This window comes from Ottowia beijingensis (genome assembly GCF_013423955.1).
GTDB classification, from domain to species: domain Bacteria; phylum Pseudomonadota; class Gammaproteobacteria; order Burkholderiales; family Burkholderiaceae_C; genus Ottowia; species Ottowia beijingensis.
In genome coordinates, this window is sequence record NZ_JACCKX010000001.1 from 21,894 (window position 1) to 36,069 (window position 14,176).

The 14,176-nt window shown below is 65.5% G+C and carries 12 protein-coding genes, 1 tRNA gene and 3 pseudogenes; 3 read left to right on the plus strand and 13 right to left on the minus strand.

Translation table 11 applies throughout. The annotated features are described in order from the left end of the window. Positions 1-10: 10 nt before the first annotated feature. Positions 11-840 (plus strand): annotated as a pseudogene (locus H0I39_RS00165) (IS3 family transposase); the annotation flags it as partial. 8 nt (positions 841-848) lie between these two features. On the opposite strand, the gene H0I39_RS00170 reads toward H0I39_RS00165, so the two are convergent. Together H0I39_RS00170 and H0I39_RS00175 are read right to left on the minus strand one after the other, a co-directional pair. Next, positions 849-1,457, minus strand: coding sequence for a hypothetical protein (locus H0I39_RS00170; RefSeq protein WP_180549158.1), 609 nt, complete (start codon positions 1,455-1,457; stop codon positions 849-851). Next, complete coding sequence (locus tag H0I39_RS00175; RefSeq protein ID WP_180549159.1) at positions 1,454-1,885, minus strand: site-specific integrase; 432 nt, start codon at positions 1,883-1,885, stop codon at positions 1,454-1,456. Before H0I39_RS00175 ends, H0I39_RS00170 begins: the two co-directional genes overlap by 4 nt. Positions 1,886-2,042: 157 nt before the next feature. Here H0I39_RS00175 and istA point away from each other — a divergent pair, with 157 nt between their 5' ends. Together istA and istB are read left to right on the plus strand one after the other, a co-directional pair. Continuing rightward, positions 2,043-3,587 (plus strand): IS21 family transposase, encoded by a 1,545-nt coding sequence (gene istA / locus H0I39_RS00180; protein WP_086250723.1) that lies wholly within the window; start codon positions 2,043-2,045, stop codon positions 3,585-3,587. Positions 3,588-3,623: 36 nt separating this feature from the next. Beyond that, positions 3,624-4,361: an IS21-like element helper ATPase IstB gene (gene istB / locus H0I39_RS00185; RefSeq protein WP_011805003.1), complete on the plus strand. Its 738-nt coding sequence runs from the start codon at positions 3,624-3,626 to the stop codon at positions 4,359-4,361. A gap of 64 nt (positions 4,362-4,425) precedes the next feature. Here istB and H0I39_RS00190 read toward each other — a convergent pair whose 3' ends face one another. From H0I39_RS00190 to thrS, 11 genes and pseudogenes are all read right to left on the minus strand, one after another. Continuing rightward, the gene (locus H0I39_RS00190; RefSeq protein ID WP_180549160.1) at positions 4,426-5,226 is read right to left on the minus strand and encodes a hypothetical protein; all 801 of its coding nucleotides are present in this window, start codon (positions 5,224-5,226) and stop codon (positions 4,426-4,428) included. Positions 5,227-5,282: 56 nt separating this feature from the next. Further along, entirely contained in the window at positions 5,283-5,459 is a 177-nt protein-coding gene (locus H0I39_RS00195; protein ID WP_180549161.1) for a DUF4102 domain-containing protein, read from the minus strand. 518 nt (positions 5,460-5,977) lie between these two features. Further along, positions 5,978-6,054, minus strand: a tRNA-Pro gene (locus H0I39_RS00200). Positions 6,055-6,066: 12 nt separating this feature from the next. Next, entirely contained in the window at positions 6,067-6,483 is a 417-nt protein-coding gene (locus H0I39_RS00205; protein ID WP_373368239.1) for a MerR family transcriptional regulator, read from the minus strand. A gap of 210 nt (positions 6,484-6,693) precedes the next feature. Next, positions 6,694-7,032: pseudogene (locus H0I39_RS00210) on the minus strand (integration host factor subunit alpha); the annotation flags it as partial. Positions 7,033-7,060: 28 nt separating this feature from the next. Then, positions 7,061-9,493: a phenylalanine--tRNA ligase subunit beta gene (gene pheT / locus H0I39_RS00215; protein ID WP_257645525.1), complete on the minus strand. Its 2,433-nt coding sequence runs from the start codon at positions 9,491-9,493 to the stop codon at positions 7,061-7,063. A gap of 114 nt (positions 9,494-9,607) precedes the next feature. Then, complete coding sequence (pheS, locus tag H0I39_RS00220; protein WP_180549163.1) at positions 9,608-10,678, minus strand: phenylalanine--tRNA ligase subunit alpha; 1,071 nt, start codon at positions 10,676-10,678, stop codon at positions 9,608-9,610. A 121-nt stretch (positions 10,679-10,799) separates the two neighbouring features. Then, positions 10,800-11,156: a 50S ribosomal protein L20 gene (gene rplT / locus H0I39_RS00225; RefSeq protein WP_180549164.1), complete on the minus strand. Its 357-nt coding sequence runs from the start codon at positions 11,154-11,156 to the stop codon at positions 10,800-10,802. A gap of 26 nt (positions 11,157-11,182) precedes the next feature. Further along, the gene (gene rpmI / locus H0I39_RS00230) at positions 11,183-11,386 is read right to left on the minus strand and encodes a 50S ribosomal protein L35 (RefSeq protein ID WP_028601240.1); all 204 of its coding nucleotides are present in this window, start codon (positions 11,384-11,386) and stop codon (positions 11,183-11,185) included. Between the two features lie 238 nt (positions 11,387-11,624). Continuing rightward, a pseudogene (infC, locus tag H0I39_RS00235) lies at positions 11,625-12,188 on the minus strand (translation initiation factor IF-3); the annotation flags it as partial. A gap of 79 nt (positions 12,189-12,267) precedes the next feature. Continuing rightward, positions 12,268-14,175 carry a threonine--tRNA ligase gene (thrS, locus tag H0I39_RS00240; protein ID WP_180549165.1) on the minus strand — a complete coding sequence of 636 codons (1,908 nt, stop codon included), beginning with the start codon at positions 14,173-14,175 and terminating at the stop codon, positions 12,268-12,270. Position 14,176 lies beyond the last annotated feature (1 nt).

Sequence of the window (14,176 nt, forward strand, 5' to 3'; positions counted from 1 at the left end):
GCAACCTCAGCTGGAGGTCAGCGCGAGCGGGTACTTCAACTGGCTGCGCCGGCGTGAGTCTGGCCACGGTGGACCTGCCCGGCGTCACAGCGACGAAGCCCTGCTGGCGTACATGCGCGCCATCCACGCCGAGGTGAAGGGGAATACGGCTGGCCACGCATGCACAAGGAACTGCTGGCCCGGGGCATCCGAGTGGGCAAAGACCGGGTGCGCAAGCTCATGCAGCAGCACGGCATCAGGGCCAAGACCAAACGCAAGTTCGTGGTGACCACCGATAGCCGCCACAGCCTGCCGGTGGCGCCCGACTTGGTACAGCGGCGCTTCAACCCCGAGGCGCCCAACCAGCTCTGGAGTGGCGACATCACCTACATCCAAACCGACGAGGGCTGGCTGTACCTGGCTGCGGTCATCGACCTGTTCAACCGTCAGGTGGTGGGCTGGAGCCTGCAGCCGCACATGCAGGCCAGCCTGGTCAAGGACGCGCTGGCCATGGCGTGGTGGCGCCGCAGGCCGCCTCCTGGGCTGATATTCCACAGCGACCGGGGCAGCCAGTATTGCAGCCATGAGTTCCAGGATGCCTTGAAGGGCTGGGGCATGCGTTCATCGATGAGCAGAAAGGGTAACTGTTGGGACAACGCACCGACCGAGAGCTTCTGGGGCCGGCTGAAAACAGCCAGCGTACATGGGTGCAAATTCGCTACCCGTGAGCAGGCCAGGCAGGCGGTGATGGACTGGATGGCCTTCTACAATCACCGCAGGCTGCATTCGTCGCTGGGCTACCTCAGCCCGATGCAGTACGAGCAGCGCTGGTACGAGGCACAGCGTAAAAAGGCCGCGTGAACCGTGGGTTAAGAGCTACACGAAACAGGGGCAAGGTCATCCCTCACGTCCTTCTCGCAGCAGTCGTAGAGGATCATCGTTTTGACGAGCAAGTCCTGGTTGCGCTTGCCAGCGATCCAGCCACGGCGCTTCAGCTCCCTGCCAATGTCCCTCAGCTTCTCTTCTCTGGTCCGGGCGTTCGGCCGGCCGCGCTTGGCGTTTTTGCGTTGAGCCTGGCGGTGCACAGCGGGGCTCAGGTACTTGGTCGCATCGAACTGCACGATCCGATCCACCGCTGCGACGAGATCGTGCACGGCCAGAAGGAGGCCCAGCGGAGCCGTGATTTCCTCGTCGCCGTGCGTGAGAAAAAGTATCCCCAGTGGGCGCGCCCCGAGGTCACCCAGCGCACCAGCCCCGTAGAGACTCTTCTTGGAGAGTTGCCGATAAGCGCTCGTCAGGCGCGGCACCGTGGTAACGATTCTGTGCTGCGCGATCAACTTCTCTACCCGCTGCAAGCATCTGTAATGGTGCAGGCGCATGGCGTAGGGGATTCGATCAACCGCGCGCGCGAGAAACGCTTGTTCCTCTGCCCACCGCGCAATCATCTCGCTCGGCTTGATGCCCGCTGCCGCAATCATGCGTGAACCCCTCGCCGAATCGGCGTGACCTTCTCGTTCTTCCCCTGTGCCACGGCCTTCAGGCGCTTCTCCCAGGACTTGAGCGCCCTCACCTTCTCGGACCAATAGCTGTGCCGGTCGTAGTTCCGGTCCTGCACGCCGCCCAGGCCATGGCTGAGCAACTGGCCGCGCACGTCCTTGCTCACGCCCAGGGCGGCCAACTGGGTTTCGCAGGTCCTGCGGATGTCTCGAAGGGAGAACGACGAGCGCGCCTCTTCGGCTTTGACCATGGCCTTCGACATTTCCGTGACCGCCGCCGAAAGCGTGTCGACACTGACCGGGATCGCCTTGCCGTGCCCGTCATCCATGTTGGTGAACAGCGGGCCGCTCGGGTGCAGCGCCAGCGCCTCGGCAACGATTTCCTGCGTATTCCACGCGATGGCGGACACGATTCCATGCTGATGGCGGACAGTGTTCCAGCGTGATGGCGGACAGTGTTCCACGCTGAAGGCGGACAGCATTCCAAACTGATGGCGGACACCTGCGGGGTGTTCTGAGTGACCCGAACGCGGCATACGCTGCCCGGTTTTTTGACCGGAACCAGCGATGCCCACACCCAGGGTCACCATGAGCAAACTACGACACACACTGCAACTGCTGCACCGCGGGGCCTTGAGCACCCGTCAAATCGGTGCCGCCCTCGGCATCTCCAAATCCACTGTCAGCGAGATAGCCAGCTACGCGCGCGTGGCCGGCGTGGACTGGGCACTGGCCCAGAGCCTGAACGACGACGAACTCCAGGCCCGGCTCTACAAGCCACCCGTGGCGCGCGAGTCCCGGCACCTTGAACCCGACCACGCCCACATCCACCGCGAACTGCGCCGACCTGGCGTGACGCTGCAGTTGCTTTGGGAGGAATACCAGCAACAGCACAGCGGGCAGGCGTACAAGTACAGCGCCTTCTGCGAGAAGTACAAGGCCTGGGCCCGGCGCCTGCAGCGCTCCATGCGCCAGACCCACACGGGCGGTGACAAGCTCTTTGTGGACTACGCCGGCCAGACCGTTCCCGTGGTGGATGCCGACACTGGCGAGATACGCCAGGCCCAGGTCTTCGTGGCCGTGCTGGGCGCATCGAACTACACCTACGCCTGCGCCACCGCCAGCCAGAAGGCCACCGACTGGGTGGCCAGCATCATTAGCGCGCTGGAGTTCATCGGCGGCGTGCCCCGCCTGCTGGTGCCTGACCAGCCGCGCGCCCTCATGGCCCGACCCGACCGTTACGAGCCCACCGCGCACCGCCTGCTCGAAGAGCTCTGTGCGCACTACAGCCTGGCCGTGATGCCCGCGCGCCCGGCCAAGCCACGCGACAAACCCAAGGTGGAGGTCGCTGTGCAGGTGGTCGAGCGCTGGATTCTGGCCAGGCTGCGCCACCAGACCTTCTTCAGCCTGGCCGAGCTCAACCGGGCGATTGCCGCCTTGCTGGTGGACTTGAACCAGCGCGCGTTCAAGAAGCTGCCGGGCAACCGCACCAGCGCCTTCGCCGAACTCGACCGGCCAGCCCTGCGCCCCCTGCCGCCGGTGCGCATGCCCATCGCGCGCTTCAAACCCGCCCGCGTCAACATCGATTACCACGTTGAGCTCGATGGCCACTACTACTCGGTGCCCCACGCCCTGGTGGGTGAGCCGGTGGAGTTGCGCATCACGGCCGGCACGCTCGAAGTCCTGCACGGCAGCAAACGCGTGGCCGCCCACGCCCTCAATCCCCGACGGGGTGCACACACCACCACGCCCGAGCACATGCCGGCCTCGCACCGGGCGCACCTGCAGTGGACGCCGGCCAAGCTCATCGCCTGGGGTGAGCGCGTGGGCGCGGCCACCGCCGCCGTGGTGCGCTGGCAGATGGAGCACCGCCAGCATCCCGAGCAGGGTTACCGCTCCTGTCTGGGCCTCATGCGCCTGGGCCGTGAGTACGGGGCTGACCGGCTGGAGGCCGCCTGTGCGCGGGCGCAGTCGATTCGCTCACCGTCCTACAAGAGCATCGCCTCCATCCTGGGCTGCGGCCTGGACCAGCGGCCGCTGGATGCGCCGATGGCCGCACAGGCGAGCCTGCCGCTGCACGAGAACGTGCGCGGGCCGGGCTACTACCACTGAACTCCAACGTGCAAGCAAACCTAACAAGGAAGAACCATGCTCAACGAACAGACCTTGAACCAACTGCGCGCCCTGCGCCTGGACGGCATGGTGGCCGCCCTCAGCGACGCGGCCACCCACATCACGGCCAGCGAGCTGCCCTTTGAACAACGCCTGGCGCTGCTGGTGCAGCGCGAGGTGGACTGGCGTGACAGCAAGCGCCTGGAGCGCCTGTTGAAGGCGGCCCGCCTGAAGGTCTCCAGTGCCTGCCTGGAGGACATCGACTGGCGCGCCAGCCGGGGCCTGAGCCGAGAGGTCATCACCAGCCTGGCCGGCGGGGACTGGCTGCGCCATGGCCACAACGTGCTGCTCACCGGCGCCACCGGGTGCGGCAAGACGTGGCTCGCCTGCGCACTGGGGCAGCAGGCCGCGCGCCTGGGCTTCTCGGTGCTCTACACCCGCGCGCCACGGCTGCTGCAGGAGCTGCACGTGGCCCACGGCGATGGCAGCCTGGGCAAACGGCTGGCGCAACTGGCGCGGCTGGACCTGCTCATCCTGGACGACTTCGGCATCGCGCCGATTGCCGCGCACGAGCGAAACGACCTGCTGGAATTGCTGGACGACCGGGTGGGCACGCGCTCGACGCTCATCACCAGCCAGTTGCCGGTGACGGCCTGGCACGCCTGGCTGGACGAGCCCACGCTGGCCGACGCCATCCTGGACCGCATCGTGCACGGCTCGCACAAGATAGCCCTCAAGGGCGAGTCGATGCGCAAGCTCACCAAGGCCGTCTGAGCCGGCCGCGCCGACCGCCATTCCACGCTGATGGCGGACACTTCGGCTACGATTTGAGCGTCACTCAGGACACCCGCGCAACGTGTCCGCCATCGCCTGGAACGCTGTCCGCGATGGGAATGGAATCACTGTCCGCCATCAGTGGAATGCGCAATTTCCCGAGCGCGGCCGACCAGCGGGAGCACGTGCACCCTCGCCTGCTTGCGCGCGCCCTTGCCATCGAGCAGCACGATTTCCCCGGATCGGCCGTCACGTCCACGTCGGCAGAGGTGACGCGCAGCAGTTGGGTTGGACGCTGGCCACCCAACATCAGGTCCAGCTCCAGCGCCAGGCGCGTCATCGTGCTCAACCCCGACAGCCTGGCCATGTAGGCCTGCAATTCGGCCTCGCTCAGCACCCGTTGCCCGGCCTTGTTGTAGTGGGCCATGGACGGCATGGCCGCCACCGGGTTGCTTTCGATGCGGAACCCGCACAGCGACTGCGGTGCGTCGGGGTCGAAGTCGGCGCGAATGGCCGCCGCGTAGGCGGCATGCAGGTAGCTGCGCGCCTTGCCGGCTGTGCGCCCCTTCTTGGCGTCGACCAGCCGCGCCAGCACCGGGCGCAGTTCGGCCGGCTTGATTTCTGCCGCCTTGCGGTCTGCCAGCTCGGGGAATGGCTCCAGAACGTGCAGGCGCAGGATGCTTTCCGCGTCCTTCCAATCGACCTTCTCCGCGCGCTCAAGGCCGCTGGTGTACCCGGCAAGCAGCGCCCGCAGTGTCCCGCGGGTGGCTTCGGTCCGGGCCTGGCGCTCAGCCTCATCGGCGGCCATGCGTTCCCGCTCGATCGCCCGCTGCTCAGCTTCAAGGTGTGCCCGCAGGTCGGTCACACCGGCCCGGAGCAGCGCGGTCAGCTTGTTCGCCTCGTCGCGCGCAGCCGCCAGCGTCAGGCCCCGCGCCCCGATTGCTGGTACTCGCCCAGCGGCAGGCTTTGCCGCCCCGCAGCGCCCGAGGCGCGGAAGTAGAACAGCTTCTTGCCGTTGGGCTGGATGCGGACGCAAAGCCGCCCCGCCGCGCGCGCCACCGTCAGATAGCCAGTTGTCGACCAGCCGTGTGCCGCCATCGCTGCCCGTCAGTGTCTTGGGCTTCGCGCCCTGAATCGTTCGGTCGGAGAGTGCCACCTTGATCCCGCTCCCTGTAGTCCGTCTGTCGCCCCGGCGCCGATCTCGTTGCCGTATGGTTGCCGTTTGTCGGCGGCTGAATGCGGATCAGCGCGAACAAATGCAAACTCATTCTAGACGCAAACTACTGTCACACATAGGGAATTTCCATCAACGGCAACCGAAGGCGGACTATCGTGAATACAGCGCGGTCGGACTGTTAATCCGCAGGTCCCTGGTTCGAGCCCAGGTCGGGGAGCCATATAAGGCAAGGAAAGCCCGCTATGCAAACGCTAGCGGGCTTTTTCTTTGGGGGCGTCATCTGGCCAGCAAGACTGCGGCGTTCTCAGGGTATCGAAGTTTCAGCCAGCTTGACCGACCAACACCCAATGCGCTCGGGCTCAGGCGGCTTGAGTGTTGCCCGCACTGGGGCATAAAGAAAGGGGCTACAGCTTCAATAGCTGTAGCCCCTTGTGTGGGTTGGTCGGCGTGGCGGGATTCGAACTCGCGACCCCTTGCACCCCATGCAAGTGCGCTACCAGGCTGCGCTACACGCCGACAAGCCTGCCATTATAGCGTGTGCAGATCGTGCCACTGCGAGATGGTGAGCAGATCGCGGATTTCCTTCAGCTCGCGCTCGACTTCGCGGATCTGCTCGGGCATCAGCTGCAGTTCGTCGAACGCGACGCTGTCGCCGAACTCGCTGGGAATCGGCTCTTCAGCGTCGAACTCGTCGACGCCATGCAGCATGACCTCGCCGGCGCGTGCGCGATCACGCTCATGCTGCGCCAGTTCCTGCAGCTTGCTGCGCGCACCGTTGATCGTGAACCCCTGGTCGTACAGCAGTTCGCGAATGCGGCGGATCATGAGCACTTCGTGGTGCTGGTAGTAGCGCCGGTTGCCCCGCCGCTTCATGGGACGCAGCTGCGTGAATTCCTGCTCCCAGTAACGCAGCACGTGTGGCTTGACGCCGCACAGATCGCCCACCTCACCAATGGTGAAGTAGCGTTTGGCGGGGATCGGGGAGATTCTTCTCCATTGAAAATCACGAACTTGCGCAGCGAACTTTCTAGATTAGCGCAAGTTGGAAAGTCCGGCCACACCGCATGTGGCATCAGGCCTGGTCAACCCCTGAACAGGGGTATGCAAAGCTGCGCGTGCGACGACTTCAAGCAAGGTCGGGCGCCGCACCGGTGCTGCATCTGCCTGCAGCTGATCCTTCAGCTTCTGGCTGGCGTGGAAGGTCACGACCCGGCGCGCCGCGATGGGGATCAGTTCCCCGGTGCGCGGGTTGCGACCTGGGCGGGGCGCTTTCACGCGCATCTGGAAGTTGCCGAAGCCCGACAGCTTGACCTCGCCACCGGCCACCAGCTCCGCACTGATGACGTCGAAGAAGGCGTCGACCATGTCCTTGGATTCGCGCTTGTTCAGGCCGATCTGCTCGAACAACATCTCGGCCAATTGCGCCTTGGTGAGTGCCGAGGTTTCGAGGCTGTCCACCGCCAGGGCCAGAAAATCAGTGGGCTGCGCTGTCATGCATGTCTCCCGGGTTGATCGACTGCGCTCAGCCGCGCAGCCGCGCGCCCAGGTCGGCTTGCAGGCGCTCGACCACGGCTTTGACGACGCCGTCGATGCGCTCGTCGGTCAATGTGTCTTGGTCGCTGGCCAGCACCAGGCGCACTGCCAGGCTTTTCTCGGCCGCGGCCATGTGGGCAGCGGCTTCGCCGCCGGGTTTGGGGCGGTAGATGTCGAACAGCGTGGCGCCACGCAGCAGGCCCTCGCTGGGCGCAGCGTGCACCGCCTGCATCAACTGCTGGTGCGTCACGCCTTCCGGCACCACGACGGCGATGTCGCGCTCGGTCGATTGGCGGCGCGATACGGGTTCGGCGTGTGGCAACTGGCGCGCCATCACGGCGTCCAGCGCCAGCTCGAACAGCACCGGCGCCTGCGGCAGCTCCCATTGCTGGCGCCAGCGCGGGTGCAGTTCGCCGACGAAGCCGATGGCTTGGCCGTCCAGCAGAACGCGGGCACTGCGGCCGGGGTGCAGCGGGGTGCTCGGCGCGCTCGAACACCGCCTGACGCGGGCTGAGCAGCGCCTCGACGTCGCCCTTGACGTCGAAGAAGTCGACGGGGCCTGCTTGCCCTGCCAGCCCTGCCGGCTGGCCGGCCCGTAGGCCACGCCGGCCACGCGCATGGGCTGCGCGATGCCGCGCACGGTGCTGTCGCTGGCGGGCACCGCCGCATCGCGCGTGAACACGCGTCCAACCTCGAACACGCGCACGCGGTCGGCGCGGCGGTCGGTGTTGTGCTTCACCACCTGCAGCAAGGAGCCCATGAGCGACGAGCGCATCACGCTCATCTGGCTGGCGATGGGGTTGAGCAGGCGCACCGGATCAGGGTTGCCGGCCAGGTCGCGCTCCCAGGCTTCATCCACGAAGCTGAAGTTGATCGTCTCCAGATAACCCAGGCCGGCCAGCGCACGGCGAACGGCGAACGCGCCGCGCCGCGATTCGGACCGCACGCGCGGCACGATGGGCGCCAGCGGCGCGGCTTCGGGCAGGTTCTGGTAACCCACCAGGCGCGCCACCTCTTCGATCAGGTCTTCCTCGATGCGCAGATCGAAGCGGTAGGCGGGCGGGGTCACGGTGACCGTGCCCTCGCCTTCGCTCACGGGCAGGCCCAGGCGGCGGAACACGTCGGCGCACTGCGCCTGCGTGAGCGGCATGCCGATGACCTTGGCCGCGCGCGCCACGCGCAGCGTGACGGGCGCGGGCTGCGGCATGGCCGGTTGCTGGTCGTCGATGGGGCCGCACACGGTGGCGGGCGTGCCGCAGATGTCGACGATGAGCTGGCTGATGCGCTCGATGTGCGCCACCGTCAGATCAGGATCGACGCCGCGCTCGAAGCGGTGGCCCGCGTCGGTGGAGAAGTTGAAACGGCGCGAACGGCCGGCCACCGCGTCAGGCCACCAGAAGGCGGCTTCGACGTAGACGTGCTTCGTGTCGTCCGACACCGCCGTGGCGTCGCCGCCCATGATGCCGGCCAGCGATTCGACCTCGCGGTCGTCGGCGATCACGCCCACCGTCTCGTCGACGGTGACGGTGTTGCCGTTCAGCAGCTTGAGCTGTTCGCCCGCCCGGCCCCAGCGCACGTCCAGCGCGCCGTGGATCTTGTCGAGGTCGAAGATGTGCGACGGGCGGCCGTACTCGAACATCACGTAGTTCGAGATGTCGACCAGCGCCGTCACGCTGCGCTGGCCGCAGCGGGCCAGGCGGTCGACCATCCAGGCCGGCGTGGCCGCCTGCGTGTTGACGTTCTCGATCACGCGGCCGGAGAAGCGGCCGCACAGGTCGGGCGCGCTGACCTTGACGGGCAGCACCCTGGACGAACCCATCGCCACCGGCGCGATGGCGGGCGTGGTCAGCGGCGTGTTCGTCAGCGCCGACAGCTCGCGCGCCACGCCGTAGACGCTGAGCACGTGGCCCAGGTTGGGCGTGAGCTTGAGGGTGAACACGGCATCGTCCAGCCGCAGCGTGTCGCGGATGTTCTGGCCCACGGGGGTATCGGCGGGCAGCTCCAGCAGGCCGCCATGGTCGTCCGACAGTTGCAGCTCGCGGGCCGAGCACAGCATGCCCTGGCTTTCCACGCCGCGCAGCTTGCCCAGCTTGATGGCGAAAGGTTTGCCATCTTCGCCCGGCGGCAACTCGGCCCCCACCAGCGCGCACGGCACCTTGATGCCGGCGCGGGCGTTGGGCGCGCCGCACACGATGTTCAGCAAGCTGCCCTGCCCCACGTCGACTTGGCACACGCGCAGGCGGTCGGCGTTGGGGTGCTGCTCGGCCTGCTTGATCTCGCCGACCACCACCTGGGTGAACGGCGGCGCCACCGGGCGCACCTCTTCCACCTCGAACCCGCCCATGGTCAGCACGTCGGCGAGTTGTTCGGTGGTCAGGGGCGGGTTGCAGAACTCGCGCAACCAGGATTCAGGAAATTGCATGGCAAAGGGTCAGATTACTTTTTGATAGCTGCTTGCGCTTGTCCACAAACGATTTCAAATAGTTTTTATACTGAAATCCATATGTGGCAAGCGCAAGCAGCTCCTGAATTCATATCAACGGAACTGCGACAGAAAGCGCACGTCGCCTTCGAAGAACAGGCGCAGGTCGTTCACGCCGTAGCGCAGCATGGCCAGGCGGTCGATGCCGGAGCCGAAGGCGAAGCCGATGAAGCGCTCCGGGTCGAGCCCCATGTTGCGAACCACCTGCGGATGCACCTGGCCCGAGCCGGAAACTTCAAGCCACTTGCCGGCCAGCGGCCCGGTCTGGAACCGGATATCGATCTCGGCGCTGGGCTCGGTGAACGGGAAGTAGCTGGGCCTGAAACGCAGCACCAGGTCGTCGGTCTCGAAGAAGGCCTTGCAGAAATTCAGGTAGGTGACCTTCAGGTCCTTGAAGCTCACGTTCTCGCCCAGCCACAGGCCCTCGACCTGGTGGAACATGGGCGAGTGCGTGGCGTCGTTGTCGACGCGGTAGGTGCGGCCGGGCACGATGACGCGCACCTCGGGGATCTCGCCCGCCGCCAGGGCCGCCGCGTGCCGCTTGGCGTGCGCGGTGGCGTAGCGGATCTGCATCGGGCTGGTGTGCGTGCGCAGGCAGTACGGATGGCCCTCGTCGTCGTTCATGTCGACGTAGAAGGTGTCCTGCATCGAGCGCGCCGGGTGGTTGGGCGGGTTGTTCAGCGCGGTGAAGTTGAACCAGTCGTTCTCGATCTCCGGGCCGTCGCCCACGTCGAAGCCCATGCTGCCGAAGATCTGCTCGATGCGCTCCCACGCCAGGCTGACGGGGTGCAGGCCGCCCTGCCCGCGCGCGCGGCCGGGCAGGGTCACGTCCAGCGCCTCGGCCTGCAGCTGGCGCTCCAGCTCGGCATCGGCCAGGGCCTGGCGGCGCGCGTTCAGGGCCGCCTCGATGGCCTGCTTGGCCTGGTTGATGGTGGCGCCGCGGGTCTTCTTCTCGTCGACCGACAGCTGCGCCATGCCCTTCATAAGTTCGGTCACCCGGCCTGCCTTGCCGAGGAACTGCGCCTTGGCGTTCTCCAGATCGGCCGGCGTGGTGGCACGGGCAAAGCTGTCACTGGCGCTTTGAACCAGGTCGCGAAGGTCTTCGGAGGCGGTGGCGGTACTCATCGGTGCAGCGGCGGGAACGTCTTTTGAAAATGAAAAAGGGATTGAAGCCTAATCGGCCTCAACCCCTTGAACCGCCTGCGCAACCAGCTATTGAAAACGTAGTATGCGGGCGGCGCCGGAATCAGGCCAGCTTGGCCTTGGCCTGCTCCACGATGCCGGCAAAAGCGGCCTTGTCGTGCACGGCGATGTCGGCCAGAACCTTGCGGTCCAGCGTGATCCCGGCCTTGTTCATGCCGTTGATGAACTGGCTGTAGGTGATGCCGCATTCACGCGCGGCGGCGTTGATACGGGCGATCCACAGGCGACGGAAGTCGCGCTTCTTGTTGCGGCGGTCACGGTAGGCGTACTGGCTCGCCTTCATCACCGCCTGTTTGGCGACGCGATAGACGTTCTTGCGGCGGCCACGGAAACCCTTGGCCAGGGCCAGCACTTTCTTGTGACGAGCACGGGCGGTTACACCACGTTTGACGCGAGGCATGTGTTTTCTCCTTGTCCGTCAGTTGATCAGAGGCCGGCAAAGGGCAGCATCTGCGCCATGTGACCCATGTTGGTCTCATGCACATTCACCGCACCACGCAGCTGGCGCTTGTTCTTGGTGGTTTTCTTGGTCAGGATGTGACGCTTGAAGGCTTGACCGCGCTTGACGGTGCCACCCGGACGGACGCGAAAACGCTTCTTCGCGCTGCTCTTGGTCTTCATTTTGGGCATTTCAAATGCTCCTTTTGCTTGTGCTCGCGAGGCGTGCGCAAAACTGCTTTGCACCCTTGTTGGCCCCGAGCCACTTCTTGGGCGGCCGCGCCTTGCAGCGCGCCGCCGTTGGCAGGCCTTGCAACCTGCCGGTTCGCCGGGCGAACCCGGCAAATCTCTTCAAACTGTCTTTGAAACCCGCCAGCCGCTCAGGCGGCCGCCGGTTGCTGCTCCGATGCCGCCGGCTTGCCGGCTGCACCCCTGCGGGCTTCTTGCGCGCCGGGGCGATCATCATGATCATCTGGCGGCCTTCCAGCTTGGGAAACTGCTCGACGATGATGCTGTCGGCCAGTTCGTCGCGGATGCGGTTCAGCAGCGCCATGCCCAGTTCCTGGTGCGTGATCTCGCGGCCGCGAAAGCGCAGCGTGACCTTCACCTTGTCGCCATCGCCCAGAAAGCGGCGGATGTTGCGCATCTTGATGTTGTAGTCGCCATCGTCGGTACCGGGGCGGAACTTGACTTCCTTGATCTCGATGACCGTCTGCTTGGCCTTGGCCTCGGCGGCCTTCTTCTGCTCCTGGTACTTGAACTTTCCATAGTCCATCAGGCGGCAGACAGGCGGGGTGGCCGTGGCGACGATCTCGACCAGGTCCACATCCAGTTCACCGGCCATGCGCAACGCCTCCTGCAGGGGCACGATGCCCAGGGGTTCGTTGTCGGGGCCGTTGAGGCGAACCTCGGGAGCCATGATTTCACGGTTCAGACGATGCGCGCGCTCCTCCCGGTGGCGGCGGTCACGAAAATTGGTAGCGATGGCAAGAATCCTTTATCAAAAAATGCTACGAAAAACGCAGCTACTCCCGCACAATCCACGCGGACCAGAGCTGGTTTTCACGTAAAAATCAGGCTTTGGAAGCGATGTCCTGCGCGATGCGTTTGGCAAACGCATCGAGGGACATCACACCGAGGTCTTGGTTGCCCCGGACGCGCACTGCGACGGCGCCAGCTTCCTTCTCCTTGTCGCCGACGACGAGGATATACGGCAGCTTTTGCAACGAATGCTCGCGTATTTTATACGTGATCTTCTCGTTGCGCAGGTCGGTTTCCACCCTAAGCCCTTGATTTCGCAGCGTTTTGGCCACGCTTTGCACGTAATCGACCTGCGCGTCGGTGATGCCCGTGACCACCACCTGCACCGGCGACAGCCACACCGGCAGTGCGCCAGCGTGCTCCTCGATCAGGATGCCGATGAAGCGCTCCAGGCTGCCGACGATGGCGCGGTGCAGCATCACCGGGCGGTGGCGCGCGCCATCTTCACCCACGTATTCGGCGTCCAGGCGCTCGGCCATGGAGAAGTCGACCTGGATGGTGCCGCACTGCCACTGACGGCCAATGGCGTCCTTCAGCGTGTACTCGATCTTGGGGCCGTAGAAGGCGCCCTCGCCCGGCGAGATCTCGTAAGCGCAGTTGGACGCCCGCAGGCTCTCCATCAGCGCGTGCTCGGCCTTGTCCCAGCTCTCGTCCGAGCCAATGCGCTGCTCGGGCCGGGTGGCCACCTTGTAGATGATGTCGCTGAAGCCGAAGTCCTTGTAGACCTTCTGCAGCAGGGCCGTGTAGGCGGTGCACTCGGGCAGGATCTGGTCCTCGGTGCAGAAAATGTGGCCGTCGTCCTGCGTGAAGGCGCGCACGCGCATGATGCCGTGCAGGCCGCCCGTGGGCTCGTTGCGGTGGCAGGCGCCGAACTCGCCATAGCGCAGCGGCAGGTCGCGGTAGCTCTTCACGCCCTGCTTGAAGATCATGATGTGGCCGGGGCAGTTCATCGGCTTGAGCGCGTAGTCGCGCTTCTCGCTCTCGGTGATGAACATGTTCTCACGGTACTTGTCCCAGTGGCCGGTCTTCTCCCACAGGGTCTTGTCGAGCAGTTGCGGACCCTTCACCTCGTGGTAGCCGTTGTCGCGGTACACGCGGCGCATGTACTGCTCCACCTCCTGCCACAGCGTCCAGCCCTTGGGGTGCCAGAACACGGTGCCGGGCGAATGCTCGTCGATGTGGAACAGGTCCAGTTCCTTGCCGAGCTTGCGGTGGTCGCGCTTTTCGGCCTCCTCCAGCATCGTCAGGTACTGCTTGAGCTCTTCCTTGCTGGCCCAGGCGGTGCCGTAGATGCGCTGCAGCATCTCGTTGCGGTGGTCGCCACGCCAGTAGGCGCCGGCCACCTTCATCAGCTTGAAATGCTTGAGCTTGCCGGTGCTGGGCACGTGCGGGCCGCGGCACAGGTCCTCGAAGGCGCCCTCGCGGTACAGCGACACATCTTCGTTGGTCGGGATGCTGGCGATCAGCTCGGCCTTGTAGGCCTCGCCCATGCCCTTGAAGTATTCGACGGCGGCATCGCGCGGCAACACGCGGCGCACCACCGGCTCGTCCTTGGCGGCCAGTTCGCTCATCTTCTTCTCGATGGCGGCCAGGTCGTCGGGCGTGAAGGGGCGCTTGTAGCTGAAGTCGTAATAAAAGCCGTTCTCGATCACCGGGCCGATGGTGACCTGCGCGTCCGGGAACAGCTCCTTCACCGCATAGGCCAGCAGGTGGGCGGTGGAGTGGCGGATCATCTCCAGCCCCTCCGGGTCCTTGGCGGTGATGATCGACAGCCGGGCATCCTGCGCGATCGGGTAGCTGGTGTCGACCAGCCTGTCGTCCACCTTGCCGCCCAGGGCGGCCTTGGCCAGGCCGCTGCCGATGGATTGCGCCACTTCGGCCACCGTCACCGGACCATCGAACTGGCGCTGCGAGCCGTCGGGAAGCGTGATCTGAACCATG

Excerpts from the sequence above, each read along its gene's own strand:
- H0I39_RS00170 (WP_180549158.1), bottom strand. The coding sequence starts at position 1,457 with ATGATTGCGGCAGCGGGCATCAAGCCGAGCGAGATGATTGCGCGGTGG.
- istA (WP_086250723.1), top strand. The coding sequence starts at position 2,043 with ATGCCCACACCCAGGGTCACCATGAGCAAACTACGACACACACTGCAA.
- istB (WP_011805003.1), top strand. The coding sequence starts at position 3,624 with ATGCTCAACGAACAGACCTTGAACCAACTGCGCGCCCTGCGCCTGGAC.
- H0I39_RS00195 (WP_180549161.1), bottom strand. The coding sequence starts at position 5,459 with ATGGCGGCACACGGCTGGTCGACAACTGGCTATCTGACGGTGGCGCGC.
- pheT (WP_257645525.1), bottom strand. The coding sequence starts at position 9,493 with ATGCAATTTCCTGAATCCTGGTTGCGCGAGTTCTGCAACCCGCCCCTG.
- pheS (WP_180549163.1), bottom strand. The coding sequence starts at position 10,678 with ATGAGTACCGCCACCGCCTCCGAAGACCTTCGCGACCTGGTTCAAAGC.
- rplT (WP_180549164.1), bottom strand. The coding sequence starts at position 11,156 with ATGCCTCGCGTCAAACGTGGTGTAACCGCCCGTGCTCGTCACAAGAAA.
- rpmI (WP_028601240.1), bottom strand. The coding sequence starts at position 11,386 with ATGCCCAAAATGAAGACCAAGAGCAGCGCGAAGAAGCGTTTTCGCGTC.
- thrS (WP_180549165.1), bottom strand. The coding sequence starts at position 14,175 with ATGGTTCAGATCACGCTTCCCGACGGCTCGCAGCGCCAGTTCGATGGT.